Source organism: Clostridium transplantifaecale (assembly GCF_900626075.1).
Taxonomy (GTDB): Bacteria; Bacillota; Clostridia; order Lachnospirales; family Lachnospiraceae; genus Otoolea; species Otoolea transplantifaecalis.
Genome location: NZ_UYZY01000001.1, coordinates 206,201 through 223,432, shown reverse-complemented (window position 1 = coordinate 223,432; position 17,232 = coordinate 206,201). Strand labels below are relative to the sequence as shown.

The window sequence follows — 17,232 nt, the reverse complement described above, 5'->3', positions numbered from 1 at the left end:
TCACCAATAACAAACAAGGCGAACCCCTTCGGAATCCGCCCAATCTACATCTCACAACTGGCAATCATACCTCCTATCGTGGCTTCAGACCCTATAGCTTTGCGTCACCGCCTTTCGGCAGATTTGCCCGATTATTTAGTTATATGTTCTTTCATTACCAGCTTATCCTCTCCACATGAGCTTCATACCATTTCTGCGCGTTTTCTTTAAATTGTGCGCTGACAGTTAACTCCGTCCCATCAAACATAGAAACTTTTTTCGTTGTGAACGACGATATATAATTTGCATTCACCGCATAGGATTTATGAATCCTGATAAATCCCTCTTTTTCCATATTGATTTTAGAAAATAACTTTTCGATTGTTGAGTAGCAGTAAAAAACTTTTCTGTCTGTCACAATCTTAACTCTTCTGTTATCTCCTTCAAAATAACAAATTTTACTAAATGGCACCCTTTGGATGCTTCTACCGAACTTGAATTCAAAAATACCTGTATTTTTTTTAATTTTATCGCAGGCCTGGTAGAATACCTTCTGAAAAATAACCGGTTCAATCGGTTTTGTCAAATAATAGAATGGCTGGAACTGGAACAATTCCATGGCAAATTCATTGTAACCAGACATATATATGAGTAAACTTGTATCATTTTTAAGTTCCTCCCGAATTTTTCTGCCCAATTCAATCCCGTTAAGATCGGCCAAAACAATATCCAATAAAATCAGATCATAATACTTTTCGTTCAGTTCCTCTTCAAATACCTTTCCTGATGTAAATACCTCTATCTCTATATCCTGATTCTCTTTCCAGCAAGTAATATACTGCTCCATTTTTTTACCTATCCGGAGGTCATCATCACAAATTGCTATATGTATCATAAATACTCATACTACCCCTTTAAAACTGCTCGTCCCGCAGGATCTGCCGTCTTTTTATATATTTTACCTCGAATTTACATATTATAACCAATGATGTTGAAAACAAGCCGATTTTTGATGAAAATAGATTTTCCCAGATAATAATAGTAGATATGAAGGATTGAATGTGGTGATATATTGATTTATTCAATGCCGTATTAACCCCAGGCGTATGAACAAGGGGTAAACATATGGTGTACCGTCTGCCTTCTATACCCTCCAGAGTCTAAAAAAACCTATGGATGCAACGAATTCAGGATGCCAGGATACGAAATAGAATCCTCTGGATGCCTGCAGATAATTCAAAAGGAACAGCTGCCTATTTACCGCATCTGTTCCTTTCGGATAATCAATTGTCTATATTCCCTTTCCTCCTCCCTAAATCAAGTGAAAGCATATTGCTTCCACTGATGTCTTCTATAATAAAAAACGCAGCCCGATTGCATTCTTTATTCCTCGTATTCTTCAGTCTCCGGCGCCTCGATTTCCGCCACGTCATCAGAACCGAATTCCAGAATTTTTCCGCCTGAACCCGTTTTCCACTGGCAGCCGGCTCCATCCTTCACTTTCTTATCTTTTACCATTTTACCCGACTCACTGATCAGGCGAAGGCCTTTCCCTGGGACATTAAACACTTCGTATTTGGCGCCTTTCGCGGCTGTCTGTAGCTTGCCTTTATAGTAGAAATATCCGTCCTCGATACCGGTGATTCCCTTTCCGCTGGAAGCAAAGCGGTACTTTGCTTTTTTGCCGGTCTCTAGCTCCAAAATTTCGCAAGAGCCTTCCACGCCGGCCATATCACCGTCTTTAAGGCCAAAATAATACACTTCGCCATCAATTTCCAGAAGGCCGGTTCTGGCGTGTCCCTGGGAGTCGAAGGCGTAGCGCTTTCCGTCAATTTTCTCAATGGCATATTTTCCAGCGGCGGCACAGACAGGCTCCCCGCTGCCTTTGAAATAGTACCATGATTCCTTGGAAGAACCGTCCAGTTCATCCGGCTGAACGGTTTTCACCCAGGCATGCTCCGCCAGCTGGCCTATCACATGGCCTTTCCCCGCTTCGGGATAGAGATAGCGGAATCCCTTAATAGCCGGAGTCATTCCTTTGATCCGGATCCAGCCGCGCTGCATAATTCCATAGGTGTCAAAAATATAGTCCACACCGCCGATACGGCTCTCACTGTAGGTGCCGGAGGTACACTCCCGTTTCCGGCCGGAGGTCTCCGAGAAATAAAACCAGGCATACTTGCCAAATTTTTCAAAATGCTCCGCGACACGGTCATTGTCGTCAATCCAGTCATCCTCAATCTCCAGCCACTGCCAGCCGTAGCGGCGGGCGCCGTCTTCGCCCAGATAGTATTTTTTGTCGTCAAACCATTTCGTGGCCATAGTGCCTCCGGAATTCAGGTAATACTCCTTACCGTCAATGGTATACCAGCCGTTTTTCTGCATATTTCCCTTCTCGTCCGCATGGTACCAGTTCGTGTAAGCCGTACCGTCCGCCCTGGTTCCGTCGATACCGAACCAGGCGTTCTGATACAGTACGCCGTCCTCGCCGAAATATTGCCTGGCCCCCTTTTCCGTCGTCAGCCAGCGCTTTTTATACATGGTTCCGTTAGCATCAAAGTAATAAGTCTTACCATCAACCTCCCGGTAACCTCCTTTGGAGGCGGAACCGTCCTCGGCGGCCAGATACCAGTTATCTGTCACCACTCCGGTATTCGTATTTGTAGTGGAAATTTTGAACCAGCCGTTTTTCTGCAGCACTCCGTTTTCATCCAGGTAATAGCGGCTGCCCTGTCCGTCCACATACCAGCGTTTCCGATAGGACAGTCCGTTTACGTCAAAATAGTAGGAGTTTCCGTCCAGTTCGGCAAACCCGTTCCTGAGAATCACGCCGTCCGGGCGGGCATAGTACCAGTTCTCATATTCCTGGCCATTCCCGTTTACGCCGCGGATGGCAAACCAGCCGTTCTGCTGACGGACACCGTTTTCATCGACGTAATAGCGGTCCTGATCGAGGTTGACCCAGCTTTTACGAGGAGAATTACAGCCCGGATAAAAGTAATAATAATTTCCATTCAGCTCATGCCAGCCGTCTTTGAGTATAACTCCGTCGGAATCTGCATAATACCAGTTGGTGTAGGGAACACCATTTCCATTGGTGCCGGAGATAGAAAACCAGCCATTTTCCTGACGGGCGCCGTTTTCGTCTACATAATAGCGTTTGTCATCCACGTTAAAAAATGCGGCCCGGGGAGAGTTGCCTCCCGAATAAAAGTAATAATTTTTCCCGCCGATTCCATACCACCCGTTCCGCGCGATCGCACCGTCCGTCCCGGCATAATACCAGGTGGTGCTCACTTTCGTCAGGGGATTCTTCGGAATGCTGTCAAAGCTGAACCAGGTATTTTCATACCGCGCGCCGTCCTCTCCGACGTAATAGCGCTGATCCTCGAAATTAATCCAACGGTTCACCGCAATCAGGCCGCCGCCGTCCACAAAACGCCAGGTACCGTCCGGCCATTGCACCCATTGGTTGACGGTTTTTTTCTCATTTTGCAAATAGACCCATTGTCCGTTCGTGTTCTGCTGCCAGCCGTCGGCTGCCAGGGCAGGGATGGCGGTCAGAAGAGCCAGGGCAGCGGCCAGCGGGATGAACGCCACCGGCCGGGATTGTTTTCCCCTCTTCTTTTTTAAGTTTGTATGTTCAGTAATATGCCTTTTCATCTTTTTCATATGTCCCTTCAGATTCCTCCACTGCATGTTTCATCTGCCATTTCCCGCTCCAGCGCCCCTGCAATCTCCTCCCCGATCCGCCCTGCCGTCTCTGCATTCTCTGCACTGACCGAAATATAAGCTTTTATCTTTGGTTCCGTCCCTGAAGGGCGGATCACAACGGAACAATGATCCTCCAGAATAAATTTCAGTACGTCCGATTTCGGCAGGCCGTCGATCCCTTCCATATAATCCAGGCACCTCACGGTTTTTCTTGAGCCAAAGCCCATACTGCTCCGGCGGAACCGCTCCATGATTTCCTGCATCCTGACAAATCCTGCCGCTCCCTCAAACGTATCGGAATGCAGCGTATTTTTACAATAACCATAGGTGCGGTACAGCTCTTCCAACTTCTCGTAAAGACTGATGCCTTCCGCCTGATAGCACGCAAACATCTCACAGATCAAAAACACTCCGCCGACCGCGTCCTTATCCCGCACATAGGAGCCGCTCAGATAGCCATAGCTCTCCTCAAAACCGAATATGTAAGAATCCGCCTTTCCCTCCGCCTCCAGGATTCCGATCTGTTCCCCGATATATTTAAATCCGGTCAGGACATTGATACATTTTACGCCATAGTGTTCCGCAATCCGTTCTGCCATATCGCTGGTGACAATTGTCTTGACCATAACCGGCTCTCCCGGCATTTTCCCGTGACGGATCCGCTGGGAACAAATGTAGTCCAAAAGCAGGAATCCCGTCTCATTGCCGGACAAAAGAACATACTCTCCCATTGTATTTTTTACGCCAATGCCCACCCGATCGCAGTCCGGATCCGTAGCCAAAAGAAGATCGGCATTGTGCTTTGCCGCATCTCTCAGGCAAAGCTCCATCGCTTCCCGGATTTCCGGGTTCGGATAGGGACAGGTTGGAAAATTTCCATCCGGCTGTTCCTGCTCTCTGACAACCGTAACATTAGCGTAACCGCTCTCTTTCAGCACCCGCAGCACCGGTTTTAATCCGGTTCCGTTAAGCGGGGAATAGATAATCGCAGCATTTTTATCGAGGATATCTTCTTCTGTCATCATGGACTGCTTCTTCACCTGGCTAAGGAACGCAGCCACCAGCTCATCCCTGATAAAGGAAATTCGGTCCGATGATATTCCCTCGAAAAAATCCATGCGGCGGATGCCTCCGAAGAAATCAACCTTCTCAATCTCCCCCGCTATTTCATCTGCCGCTTCTTCGGTTATCTGGCAGCCATCCGCGCCATAAACCTTATAACCATTATAGTTTGAAGGATTATGGGATGCCGTCACCATAATCCCGGCCGCACAGCCTAATTCCCTCACGGCAAATGACACGCAGGGTGTCGGCATCAGCTCCGGGAAGATTCGGACATCAATTCCGTTTGCTGCGAAAACACCCGATGCAATCCGGGCAAATAATGCCGACTTTTTTCTTGAATCAAAGCTTACCGCTATCTTCGGCTTTTCCTCGCTGCTGTGCTTTTTCACATATTCCGCCAATCCCTGGGATGCCCTGGCAACCGTATAAATATTCATACGATTTGTCCCCGCCCCTATTATGCCGCGGAGGCCGCCGGTGCCAAAAGACAAATCCCGATAAAAAGCATCCTCCAGCGCCCCCGGATTGGCTGCCAAGGTTTTCAGCTCCCTGACTACACTCTCATCCTCCACTGCATATTCCAGCCACTGCCGGTATAACCGGTTTATTTTCTCAACGTCCACTCTCAGATCTCCTTCTTCCGTCCCATTCACTGCAGCTAAATACTCCATTCCCTTAAGCCGGCCCATATGTTTTGAACTTTTTCCTCGATTTTCATCCGTTACCTGTAAAACCGTAAGATTCTGCCTGCCTTTCTAGCAAGTCACACTCAAAAACTGCGCTTTTCCATGGAACTTAAGTTTCACCGAATCCGCAGGAATAAAGATGGTATCTCCCTTAAAGAAATTCAGCATATCCCCATCTTCCATATAAATCACGCCGCAGCCATCCAGACAGGCATAAACTTTAAATGAATTTTTCTCTGTCTTAAAATCCAGCATACGCCGGGAGACCTCCGTGTTCAGCAGATGACGCTCCACCTGGAAATAACGGCAGCGGCACAGAACCTCTGAAGCGGCCCCTTTTCTGTATCTCAGAACACGGAGCGGCTGTTTCGGCTCCGCGCTTCCTCTCCTATCCGCTACCTCGAGGGCTTTTTCAATGTGAAGGGCTCTGCATTTTCCCGTTTTATCAATTCGGTTGTAGTCATACATCCGGTATGTCAGATTCGAGCTTTCCTGGATTTCCACGAGCAGTGCCCCGGCTCCGATGGCATGGACCGTCCCCGCTTCAATATAAAACACATCATCCCTGTGAATCTTCACCTTTTGGAGATAGCGCTCCACTGTCCCCTCCCTCAGGCTCTTCTCCAGTTCTTCCCTGGAAATATCATGGTGGAACCCGTAAATCAATTTCGCATCCTGTTTCGCATCCACCACGTACCACATCTCCGTTTTACCGCGCTGGCCATTTTCATATCTGGCTGCATATGCGTCGTCCGGATGGACCTGGACTGAAAGATCCTGCTTCGCATCGATCCATTTAAGCAAAATCGGCAGGCCTCCGTCCGTGTCCGGATGCGTACCCACAAACTCCGGATGGGACTCCAGAATCTCCTTCAATGTGCAGCCGTCGAAATCGCCTCCGGCTGCCACACTAAGGCCATCCGGATGGGTGGAGCACTCCCATGTCTCCGCCAGCGGCTCCATCAAAAGCTCTTTCCCATACTCGGATCGAAGCCGTGTTCCGCCCCAAAGATAATCCTTGCCGGCCGGCTTCAATAAAAACGGTTTATGTAGGAAATTCGTATTTCTGTTTGTCATGCACACTGATCTCCCCGCCAAGCTGGACTTCTATCAATTTCAATTCCGTATCCGCAATCACCGTATGCTTACAGCCTGCCTGCATCGTCACCACATCACCCGGATGGACAATCTCTTCCATTCCGTCTACAATCGTCCTGCCGTCTCCTGAAATCACCGTCCACACTTCATCGCGGCATCCATGGCTGTGATAATTCATCTTGTGCCCCGGACTCAGCGTAACTTTAATCGTGACGCTTCCCTCCTCCACATCAAGGACAGTAAAGCTTCCCCAGGATTTTTCCGCAAACATGACTCTCTGACCAATCCGATCAACAAACGGCTTGATATAGCTCGACTGTTCCTTATCGGAGACCAGGATCCCTTCTGCACTGGCTGAAACAATCACATTTTTTAATCCCATACAGAGCACCGGAACATTCAACTCGTTAATCACATTGATATTTTCGCACGTCTCGTTATACATGGCTTGTCCCAATACCGGCTCCGACATCTCCTCCGTCAGCGTATTCCAGGTTCCGAGATCCTTCCATTTCCCACCGAAACGCATCACCTGAATCTCTGGCTCCTGCTCCACAACGGCGTAATCAAAGCTGATTTTGTTTAACGTTTCATACCGGTCGTACAGCTCTTCATAATCTGCAAACCCGATCAGGCGGCGGGCAATCTCCAGCACATAGCCAAGGCGAAAGGCAAATACTCCGCCATTCCAGAGCGCTCCCTCCTCAATATAACGTTTTGCTGTCTCAGCATCCGGCTTTTCTTTAAATGTCTTTACGCTGCTGATCGCATCCTTTCCCTGCGGGATAATATAGCCATACTTTTCGCTGGGATAAGCCGGCTCGATTCCCATCAGGTACAAGTTTGCCCCGCCGTTTCCGGCCAACTCCGCCAGACGGCCCAGCGCCTTAAAATAATCGGGATCCACGTAAGGATCAACCGGACATACGACGACAATCTCATCTTCCGAAACGCCCTTCCGGTCATGGAGGCAGGCCGCTGCCAAAGCAATGGCCGGAAATGTGTCGCGCCTGCACGGTTCCACACAAACCCCCACATCTTCCCCCAGCTGATTATGGATAGACGATACCTGGGATTTCGAGGTGGCTATTGTCACTGCCGCTTCCGGATCCACCTCACGGATCTGGCGGTAGACTCTCTGAACCATGGACTCATAGCTTCCGTCCTCCCGTCGGAACAGCTTGATAAACTGCTTCGAACGAATGTCGTTTGATAAAGGCCAAAGGCGTTTTCCGGAACCACCGGATAATAAAACAAGATTCATCATGTACTCTCCTTACCGCTCCGCCCTCATCGGATTATTTCGGAAATCCTCATAAGACAGGCGGATTCCTTCCTCTAATTCCGTCTTGTATTTCCAACCCAGCCTCTCCAGCTTGCTCACATCCAGAAGCTTTCTGGGCGTGCCATCCGGCTTCTGCGCATCCCAGCGGATTTCCCCCTCATACCCGATTACTTTCGCCACCAGCTCCGTCAGCTCCCGGATCGTCAGCTCCTTGCCGGTTCCCACGTTGACCGTCTCATTCCCGGAATAGAAATTCATCAGGAAAAGACAGGCGTCCGCCAGATCATCCACATATAAAAATTCCCTTAGGGGCGTACCGGTTCCCCAGCACGTCACTTCCTTTAGTCCCTCCTCTTTCGCCTCGTGGAATCTGCGGATCAGAGCGGGGAGCACATGGCTGTGAGTCGGATGGTAGTTGTCATTGGGGCCGTAGAGATTCGTAGGCATACAGGAGATGTAATTTGTCCCATACTGCCGGTTTAAGAACTCGCAGTATTTCAGGCCGGAAATTTTCGCCAGGGCATATGCCTCGTTAGTTTTCTCCAGCTCTCCCGTCAGCAGGCAGCTCTCAGGCATCGGCTGCGGAGCCATCCTGGGATAGATGCAGGACGAACCGAGAAATAATAGTTTTCTGCATCCGTTTTTCCAGGCGGAATGTATCACGTTCATCTCTAAAACCATATTCTCGTACAGAAAATCAGCCAGGGCTTCCTGGTTGGCAATAATTCCTCCTACTTTGGCAGCGGCCAGAAATACGTAATCCGGTTTCTCCTCCGCGAAAAATGATTCGACGGCAGCCTGGCTGCAGAGATTCAGCTCACTGTGGGTTCTGGTGATAATGTTGTGGTATCCATCCTTCTCCAGGGCCCGTACGATGGCGGAGCCTACCATACCCCGGTGGCCTGCCACGTATATTTTTGCTTCTCTTTCCATCATGATAAATTTGCCTTCTTTCTTTCGTTGGATCTCATTTCCAGGTTCAATACCGCTTCCCTGCGTGCCAGCTGCAAATCGTGTTCCGCCATAATTTTCACCAGCTCTTCATAGCTGGTTCTCTGCGGATTCCATCCAAGAACCGTTCTCGCCTTAGTCGGATCTCCCCAGAGATTGTCAACATCTGTAGGCCTGAACCAGGCCTCATTGACTTCGACGAGAACCTTTCCTGTCTTCACATCGATCCCCTTCTCCTCTATTCCGCTGCCTTCAAAGCGAAGTTCGATCCCGACCGCACGGAATGCTTTTTCCGTGAAATCACGGACAGTGTGCTGTTCTCCCGTAGCAATGACAAAATCCTCCGGCTTTTCCTGCTGGAGCATCAGCCACATACACTCCACATAGTCCTTCGCGTATCCCCAGTCTCTCAAAGAGTCCAGATTACCAAGCTGCAGCTTTTCCTGAAGCCCTGCGGCGATGCGTCCCGCTGCCAGCGTGATCTTTCTGGTGACAAAATTCTCCCCGCGCCGCTCCGATTCGTGGTTGAATAAAATCCCATTTACCGCAAACATTCCGTAGGCATCCCTGTATTCCTTCGTGATCCAGAAACCGTATTGCTTCGCCACCGCATAAGGGCTGTAGGGATGAAACGGCGTCGTCTCCCGCTGCGGGATTTCTTCTACCCTGCCATATAATTCGGAAGTAGACGCCTGATAAATTCTCGTCTTTTTCGCAAGTCCCAGAATACGGACCGCCTCCAGAATCCGCAGCACTCCGAGGGCATCCACATCACCGGAATATTCCGGCACATCGAAAGAAACCTGCACGTGGGACTGGGCCGCCAGATTATAAATCTCATCTGGCTGGACAATATTGATAATTCGGATCAGGGAAGAAGAATCCATCAGATCCCCCTGGTGTAATGTGATCCGGTTATCTGCCAGCAGGTGGTCGATCCGCCCTGTATTGGATAGGGAAGAACGGCGGGTAATTCCATGTACTTCATATCCTTTTTCTAATAAAAGTTCCGCCAGGTAAGAGCCGTCCTGGCCGGTAATTCCTGTGATTAGTGCTTTTTTCATGTTCTGTTCCTCTCGTTTCTTTGGTGGGTTATCCATATCTGCTCCCTGCGAGCCATATCATGACAATTAAATTTGCTTTTAATCATTCAATATCAGAAGTGTACACTCATATCTCAATTATACCTTGGGAAGTTTCCAGATTGAATTCAATATCTTGGTGAATAATAGTACAATATTGACTTTTACTTTTCTATGTACTATGCTTAAATTGTACTATCTTACTTTGGGTAAACGTTAACTCCCATCCATTAAACGCTATCCGTTAGATTCTATCCATATAAAGGAGATTGCTTATGAGCCCTTCAATGTTTCAGGATCAATCTGTCGTCCTTGCCAACCGTATCCTCTATACTGCCTCATCTTTTGCCCGGGCAAATTTAATTCATCTGCAGGAAATTGGAGAATCGGAAGCGCTGAAGCCGCATACCAGCCGGCGGAAAGGGTTACTCTCCTACCTTTTTTTTATAGTTCTGGAAGGAGCCGGAACCGTCGGCTGTGACGGCACCGAATATCATCTAAAGCAGGGAGACTGTGTGTTCTTGGATTGTCGGAAACCTTACTTCCAGAGAGCTGAGGCCGAGCGCCTGTGGCGGCTCAAATGGGTACACTTTTACGGCCCCAACATGAACGGTATTTATGACAAATACCTTCAGCGCGGCGGCCTGCCCTGCTTTACTTCACGCCATATGTCGGAATATGAACATCTGCTGGATGAACTTTACGGTATCGCGGCATCCGATCTTTACATCCGGGATATGAAGATTTTTGAGAAACTGACTGCAATTCTATCCTTGTTAATGGAGGAAAGCTGGAACCAGTCCAGCGCAAAGCCAAAGGCTGGAACCGGAAGGCGGGAAATGCAGCCTATCAAAGATTATATCGACCAGCATTACCGTGAACGCCTGACTCTAGAGGGCCTGTCGGAACAATTTTTCATCAATAAATTTTATCTCACCAGGGTATTTAAAGAACAGTACGGAATATCTATTAACAATTATATACAGCAGCTGCGAATTACTCGGGCCAAGCTGCTGCTGCGCTTCAGTGAGCTGTCAATCGAAAATGTAGGAAGAGAATGTGGGATCGATGACGCGAACTACTTCTCTCGAGTGTTTAAAAAAGTTGAAGAGGTTTCACCGTGGGAATTCCGGCGGATGTGGGCGCGATAAAGACTCCACCACCCGTAAATGATATGCCCCTTGTCAAGTAGACAAATAAAATATCTAAAATCAGGTGCTGATGAGTAGCCACATAGTTTCAGTTGTGGTCAGGAATCACTCTCTTCACCAAACCACATCTGCTGATCGGGCTGCTCATTAACATTGTCCTTGTCCTGCAAATGAGTAGCACGCGGATTACCAAATCATTGTCACAAACAATCCGCAATCAACCTTTTAAATATTGTTTTATAAGCATCCATTCTGGCGCTGACAATTCCACTCTTTTAACGCGGTCATTATTTTGTTGAGGTTTAAATTTACGGACTAACACTACAATCCATTTACATTTATGTAATCTATAGTATATACTATGATATTTTACGAAAGAACTCTCTTTCTTGCTCAGCGGACGAATTGTTTCCAAACGTTTTTTTGCATCCAACACATCCTCCTTTCTGGGATTCATTAGAGCAATTTTAAATAGATGTGCATATTCTGCTTCAAAATAGTTCCTATAATCCTCTGCCGTGAACGCTTGTTGAAAATCGCTTTGGTATTTATCCCAAAATCTACATCTATAATCTAACTGTTTGTGATAGTCGGTGTGCAGTATACCCCTCTCATTTTCCATCTTAATTATCAAAATGCGTTCAATCATCGAACAAGTGTTTTTTCGAAAAAAGCGCATCATGAATTCCAAATCCTGCATTCGACGGAAAGATGTATCGAAGCCTCCTAATTCAAGATATACCTGTTTTTTAAGGAAGAGATTGCTTCCCGTCCCAATTAAATCATCCAATACCATCTCTGCGCGCTTATCCTTCTTTCCTTCTAAAAGCAATGCGCCGCTAATATCAACAATATTAGTATTGGAACACGCTACTACTCCTGTCAAAACGCCATCTGTTTTATCAGTTTTAATAGCTTCTACCGATACAGCAATTTTCTCTGGAAAAAAAACATCGTCATCGTCAAGCAGCTGAACATACATTCCTTGCGCAGCCTGAACTCCGGTATTTCTTGCTACAGCTCCATTCATATTTTGGGGATGCTGGATATATAGAAGAGGGAATGAAGGGAATTTTCCCTTTAGTCTTTCGATACAGGCCTCTGTTTTCTTCCTTTCTTCTGTTTCAGGGTCATTATCATCCACAACAATTAATTCAATATTTTTATAGGTTTGATAAATAACAGATTCTGCTGCTCTCATCAAGTGAGCCGACCCTCGATAGGATGTAATAATTACCGAAACCATTTCATTAACATTTTCATTCATTTGTCACCTCATTTTTATTACGGCAGGCTTTACGCCATTGAAGATTTTATCTCTCAGATATTCGATAAATGCACATATGGCAAAAACAACCAGCGGGGCAATCCATATCAACAAATATCCCCCGCTCTTGTTTATGCCACACAAAAAAGGCTTCCAAACGAGTTCCTTGAGTAAAACCTGCATGTGTATCAAATACACCCCAAAGGTAAGCTTGCTGATACGATTAATAATTCGATTATTTCCTATATTACACTTCATGAAAAACATAAACACCGAAATTGATGTCACTAAGCAGGGGAATTTATTTAATCCTCTAAAATACATAACGCCTCCCAATTTTGCCGAAATAGCTGGTAAAGAATCTAGCAAAACAACAGAAGCCCCTAGCACAGTGACACAGATAAGCATGTTGCAAACACAGAACCCTCTTGAAAGTGGTGCTACATCCGCTTCGTATTTTCTAATATATCCGCCAAGAAGGTATAAGAAAATGCACCAAGTAAGTTCATGAAACCATGTTCCGCTGACCGTAAATGTAGGAATTACAGAAAGCATCAATACAAGGATCAAGATCAGCCTCCGGTACTCAATCACCTTCATAGCATCGATAAGTATATTTATATACTGCGCTAACACATAAGTTCCAATATATGCCGAAACAAACCACCACTGCCGACAAGATACCGGAAAAAGGATTGTCAATATCTCACTTATACCCATAGGCTGCTGGAGCCCCACCGTTGCAGCCAGTATTATCGTAATTCCATATGAATAAAACAGCGCTGCTCCCCACATATTTAGTATTTTCCTTAATTCTATCCTTTTTTTCGTGGACAAATAGTATCCACTGATCATAACATAGCAGTTTGTAACCATTTGTCCCCCGGAACTGGTAAACAGCGCCAGCTGTTTTTCAAAACCGTTCACCACACCATTTGTCAGCAGTTCTTGACTAAAATGTCCCAGCACAATCACATACATTCCAATAATACGTAAAAGCTCCATATTGGAATCTCTTGATTTTGATCTTAAATCACTCATCTTGGTCTCCTTTTAAAACGTCTATGTAAACTCTTAAACTCAGTGGTTTTGCAAAATACAAGCAGGTAAAAAGCATTTGGCACTATTATGGCAACGATAATATCAATAACAATATTCGCAAATAATCCAAGATTGATTGCCACAATAACGCTCTTGGAAAGTAAGGAGGCACAACCTGCTGCCAATAGATACACTATATATCTTTTAAAGTAACCCTTCGACGATATTCGAAATCCATAATGAAATACCGTGTAAGGATAATACCACAGTACTGATACAGCCCGAGAAATCAGTGTCGCAAGCAAGATGCCAAAAACCCCAAAAACTTTCCCTAACGCTATCGAGAACACTATATTTAATACGCCAGTTATCAAATTCATGTATTGGCCTTGCTTGAATATTCCCAAAGTATTTCGGTAAATATTAACGACATCGTGCATTCCTTCTGTATAGTAGTTTAATGCTACTATACTTATCACAGCAAAGCCCATTCTGTACTCTTTGCCAAACAACAGTTCGACCATATCATTGCCGGCAATAAAAAACGCCACTGCACTCCACGAATACAACCAAAAACTCAGGAAATTAATCTCCCGGAATACACTTTCCTGATATTTAGTCTCTACTGTAGCATTAAGATTTCCCACACTTGCCGTTAATGCATCAAATATCTTTTTGACAAATGACTTCATTGTCTGTGTAAGCAAAAGATAATTTGATATCAGCCCGGTATCAATCAACCCACAAATAGCTGAAATAATGATATTATCTGTACTATTTACCAAAGTAAAGCTTATCTTTGAAATAACCAAGGCTTTTGCGTTTATCAACATTCTTGTTTTTCTTTCGCCTGTTATCGCTTTGACATTCTTTTCTCTGAGATAAGGGTACAATCTCCCAGATACAAAATAAATTACAACATTGTAGGCAATCGTAAATATCAACTGGCAAATGATATAGAGTATAAAATTTCTTGTTGTCAGTAAGATTATAATTTGTACAACATCTTGAACGACAATGGTGAGCGTATTTAGCGTAACACAAATATAGTTCCTTTGATCCGCTGTTATCAGCGCTGATCTATAAGAAAAGAAATAAGAGCAAGCTGTTGTCATTAGAAATATATAGTATATAGCATATATATTTCCTGTTATCGGTGACTCACCAACGATTTTGGGAACAACCGGCAAAATCAACGTACCCATAGCCAGAACAAATACTCCTACCGCATTATAGATGTTTCTATAAAACTTCATTAAGGACTTAACCGCCTCATGGTCCTCTTTGGCTAATGCACCGTACAACTCGTAGATGATTGAACTGCCAATTCCCAGTTCAGCCAAACAAAGCACTGAAAGTATATTGGTAAATAAACCATTTATCCCAAGATATTCTGCAGACAATACTCTGGTAAACACCATTCTGCACACTAATGCAGCAACCGAGAGAACGACTTGGTTTCCCAATCCGAATACGATATTTCTCATTGAATTTTTTGTTCTATTTGCATTGTTACTATAGATTTTCATATTCGATTTATTGCTCTCCCTCTCCAGCTGATTTTCAATAGGATATCCCCCATTCTCAAACCAATGCCTGTTTTCTCATCCCCATAACTCGCTTACTAATAGCTCATTACGCAATTCCATTTTCATTTTATTTCTCGACTGTTCGGTTGAATAAAGTGCTTCACCGTACTCATTGACTGGCAGCTTTGCTATCCAGCCACATTCATTATCGTTAATCTCTGGCATTGCTCTGACATTAGTTGAAACAACTGGTAAACCACATGCCTGCATTTCCAGCAAAGAATATCCATATGTATCTGCAAATGTTGGTAGCAGTATCCTCATTTTCGGAAGAAGTCACGTCCGACAAAAATGAATTTCAGTTTTTCACCTTTACGATTCCCACTATCATATTCATAACTCCTTCTTATAAACTTGCTTTCATTGACAGATCCACCGTAACATCCAAGTTATAATACTGACGCTCATGCCTTTCTCTTTGCTCCCAGACTGCGGCTTGTCACTCTATTGAATTAATCTCCCCTGTTCATTCAGCAATATCCAATCTTTGCAGTCTGGATACCCATGCCAGAAATCCGCCGGACAAAACTTTATTCCACGATTCAGCAAAGCTGGCTTATATGAAAATGAACTTTTACTCGTTATTAAAGCATCGGCATACGCCATATGAATGAAACTATCTATTGCTCCCATATTAAGACAAACGTGTAAGTTTTCAAAACGAGAAAATTCCGCATAATCCTCAATCTTGCCTTGAGAAAACAAATAAATATGTATGTTTTTCTTGTCCTTTAAGTATTCTAATGCTGTGTCTAAGGCATTGACAAAATACTCGCTGCCTTGATACCTCATGGCCAAATTTTCGTTTCTTTTGTCACCAGTCTGCACAATATCACCGCGTCGGATATGAATTGCGATATTGAACGCTTTGTTATCGTAAATCAGCTTATCCTCTTTTCGAGCCGGTGCTGAAAAAAATTTGTATTTCAAATCATCCATGACCCCAAATTGATCGAAATAGAACTGATCGGCCTCAAGATAAAAAACCACTTTTTCTCCTGCATAAGAATCTATGATGCGTTTAATTTCTGAAACCCGGCTTCCGTCTTTTTCATCAAAATAAGGAAGGAGCACCTTTTTGTAGCCTGCTTTCAGCAATTGCTCTGCTGTAATTTCACCTTCGCCAAATCCCAAGGCATAATCCCATCGATTGGGGCGAAATGGAACCGCAGAAGAAGTAAATGGCGAATACGCATATTTCACGTCAAAGTACCGGGCGAACCAATACCCCGCTATCCAGTTGGCAAGCTGATGCCCTATACCGGCACCATACGAAACTCTCTCCGTCATATAGAGTTCGCTCTTTTCCCTTTTATCGTTTTTACCTTTGTGATACGAAGCAGGGTACGTCTTAAAATAATGTGGCTTCTCCCACTGCCGCAAACGAAACCCCTTCAATCTGACAAGCACTCTATAATAAATCTCATCAATTTTCATGGTTGGTCTCCTTTCTCGCATTTTTCACTATTTTTTTGTATATTACAATCAATATAATTTTTATCTGCATTGCTACTTCAAAAACAGTATGCCAGAACCCCTCTAATTGTAGTGAAAAACCAATTAAAGAAATTCTTTTATTCGAATTTTTTTCATAAATAGCTTGAATTTCTTCTTGCGAAAGAGAAAGAAACCTATTCATATTTCCTTTGAGCATAACAATTCCGTGATGTCTGCTATTAAAAATTATCGGTTTTACGCAGGGTATATCTTTTACATGCATGTACTGATAATAATCATTTTCCGATTTTATTGGTACAACATAATAAATAGGTCTATCTGATGCTTTAAGTAAAGTATTTAAATCATAGTACCTACTTTTATCCGTTTCTTCATATTTCCTTAAAAACGGATTCCCATCATATGCCCACTTATTCTTCAATTCAAATTGCGCCGAAAATACGATTGCATAACTGGCATTTAATTTTGCACTCAGTAATGCTGCAAGATATCCACCCGCAGATGAGCCGATTAAAATGAGCTTGTATCCGGCTGTTTCCTTACGAAGAAAATCAGTCAAGTTATCAATTGAATTCAACTCCTCATTAATTCCGGTAACATACCAAGATTTATAGATATCCCTCACAAAAATCTCTTTTTTGGCTATCGGAATATGAAAATTTGTCCATTCATAACGGTCCTTATTAATTATCGACGCCTCAAATGCTTCCTTTGTACAGGGAAACCAGATATTATTAGAGGAACAAAATATTGCACAATATTGCCCCTCTGGTGTTAATCTTATCATATAGTTATTTTTTTTGTATTCCTGAATGGCTAAAGGCTCATCAGCGTTCCATATATCAAACATTATATCCCCCTGTGGA

Annotated in this window: 14 protein-coding genes and 1 riboswitch; of the genes, 1 reads left to right on the top strand and 13 read right to left on the bottom strand. The window is 44.6% G+C overall.

Features of this window, described 5'->3' with window-relative positions; all coding sequences use genetic code 11:
* Positions 1-49 precede the first annotated feature (49 nt).
* Positions 50-138: riboswitch (cyclic di-GMP riboswitch) on the bottom strand.
* A gap of 16 nt (positions 139-154) precedes the next feature.
* The 7 genes from EJL91_RS01020 to gmd all read right to left on the bottom strand — a co-directional run bounded on the left by EJL91_RS01020 (position 155) and on the right by gmd (position 9,842).
* Positions 155-874 (bottom strand): LytR/AlgR family response regulator transcription factor, encoded by a 720-nt coding sequence (locus tag EJL91_RS01020; RefSeq protein ID WP_125140111.1) that lies wholly within the window; start codon positions 872-874, stop codon positions 155-157.
* Positions 875-1,362: 488 nt separating this feature from the next.
* Positions 1,363-3,651, bottom strand: coding sequence for a hypothetical protein (locus EJL91_RS01015; RefSeq protein ID WP_243125197.1), 2,289 nt, complete (start codon positions 3,649-3,651; stop codon positions 1,363-1,365).
* A gap of 8 nt (positions 3,652-3,659) precedes the next feature.
* Complete coding sequence (locus EJL91_RS01010) at positions 3,660-5,381, bottom strand: phospho-sugar mutase (RefSeq protein ID WP_243125196.1); 1,722 nt, start codon at positions 5,379-5,381, stop codon at positions 3,660-3,662.
* Between the two features lie 132 nt (positions 5,382-5,513).
* Positions 5,514-6,521: a type I phosphomannose isomerase catalytic subunit gene (locus EJL91_RS01005; protein ID WP_125140109.1), complete on the bottom strand. Its 1,008-nt coding sequence runs from the start codon at positions 6,519-6,521 to the stop codon at positions 5,514-5,516.
* Complete coding sequence (locus EJL91_RS01000) at positions 6,490-7,806, bottom strand: sugar phosphate nucleotidyltransferase (RefSeq protein WP_125140968.1); 1,317 nt, start codon at positions 7,804-7,806, stop codon at positions 6,490-6,492. Before EJL91_RS01000 ends, EJL91_RS01005 begins: the two co-directional genes overlap by 32 nt.
* Positions 7,807-7,818: 12 nt before the next feature.
* Positions 7,819-8,763: a GDP-L-fucose synthase family protein gene (locus EJL91_RS00995; protein WP_125140108.1), complete on the bottom strand. Its 945-nt coding sequence runs from the start codon at positions 8,761-8,763 to the stop codon at positions 7,819-7,821.
* Positions 8,760-9,842, bottom strand: a complete 1,083-nt coding sequence (gene gmd / locus EJL91_RS00990) for a GDP-mannose 4,6-dehydratase (RefSeq protein ID WP_125140107.1) — start codon at positions 9,840-9,842, stop codon at positions 8,760-8,762. The genes EJL91_RS00995 and gmd overlap by 4 nt, the downstream gene beginning before the upstream one ends.
* A 293-nt stretch (positions 9,843-10,135) precedes the next feature.
* Between gmd and EJL91_RS00985 the strand changes: the two genes are divergently transcribed.
* Positions 10,136-11,011: an AraC family transcriptional regulator gene (locus EJL91_RS00985; RefSeq protein WP_125140106.1), complete on the top strand. Its 876-nt coding sequence runs from the start codon at positions 10,136-10,138 to the stop codon at positions 11,009-11,011.
* Between the two features lie 217 nt (positions 11,012-11,228).
* Here EJL91_RS00985 and EJL91_RS00980 read toward each other — a convergent pair whose 3' ends face one another.
* From EJL91_RS00980 to EJL91_RS00955, 6 genes are all read right to left on the bottom strand, one after another.
* Complete coding sequence (locus EJL91_RS00980) at positions 11,229-12,278, bottom strand: glycosyltransferase family 2 protein (protein WP_125140105.1); 1,050 nt, start codon at positions 12,276-12,278, stop codon at positions 11,229-11,231.
* Positions 12,279-12,281: 3 nt separating this feature from the next.
* Entirely contained in the window at positions 12,282-13,319 is a 1,038-nt protein-coding gene (locus EJL91_RS00975; RefSeq protein ID WP_125140104.1) for an acyltransferase, read from the bottom strand.
* Entirely contained in the window at positions 13,316-14,848 is a 1,533-nt protein-coding gene (locus EJL91_RS00970) for a lipopolysaccharide biosynthesis protein (RefSeq protein ID WP_125140103.1), read from the bottom strand. Before EJL91_RS00970 ends, EJL91_RS00975 begins: the two co-directional genes overlap by 4 nt.
* A gap of 75 nt (positions 14,849-14,923) precedes the next feature.
* Positions 14,924-15,172 (bottom strand): glycosyltransferase family 4 protein, encoded by a 249-nt coding sequence (locus EJL91_RS25325; protein ID WP_125140102.1) that lies wholly within the window; start codon positions 15,170-15,172, stop codon positions 14,924-14,926.
* A gap of 180 nt (positions 15,173-15,352) precedes the next feature.
* The gene (locus tag EJL91_RS00960; protein ID WP_125140101.1) at positions 15,353-16,345 is read right to left on the bottom strand and encodes an O-fucosyltransferase family protein; all 993 of its coding nucleotides are present in this window, start codon (positions 16,343-16,345) and stop codon (positions 15,353-15,355) included.
* Positions 16,335-17,216, bottom strand: a complete 882-nt coding sequence (locus EJL91_RS00955) for a hypothetical protein (protein ID WP_125140100.1) — start codon at positions 17,214-17,216, stop codon at positions 16,335-16,337. The genes EJL91_RS00960 and EJL91_RS00955 overlap by 11 nt, the downstream gene beginning before the upstream one ends.
* Positions 17,217-17,232 lie beyond the last annotated feature (16 nt).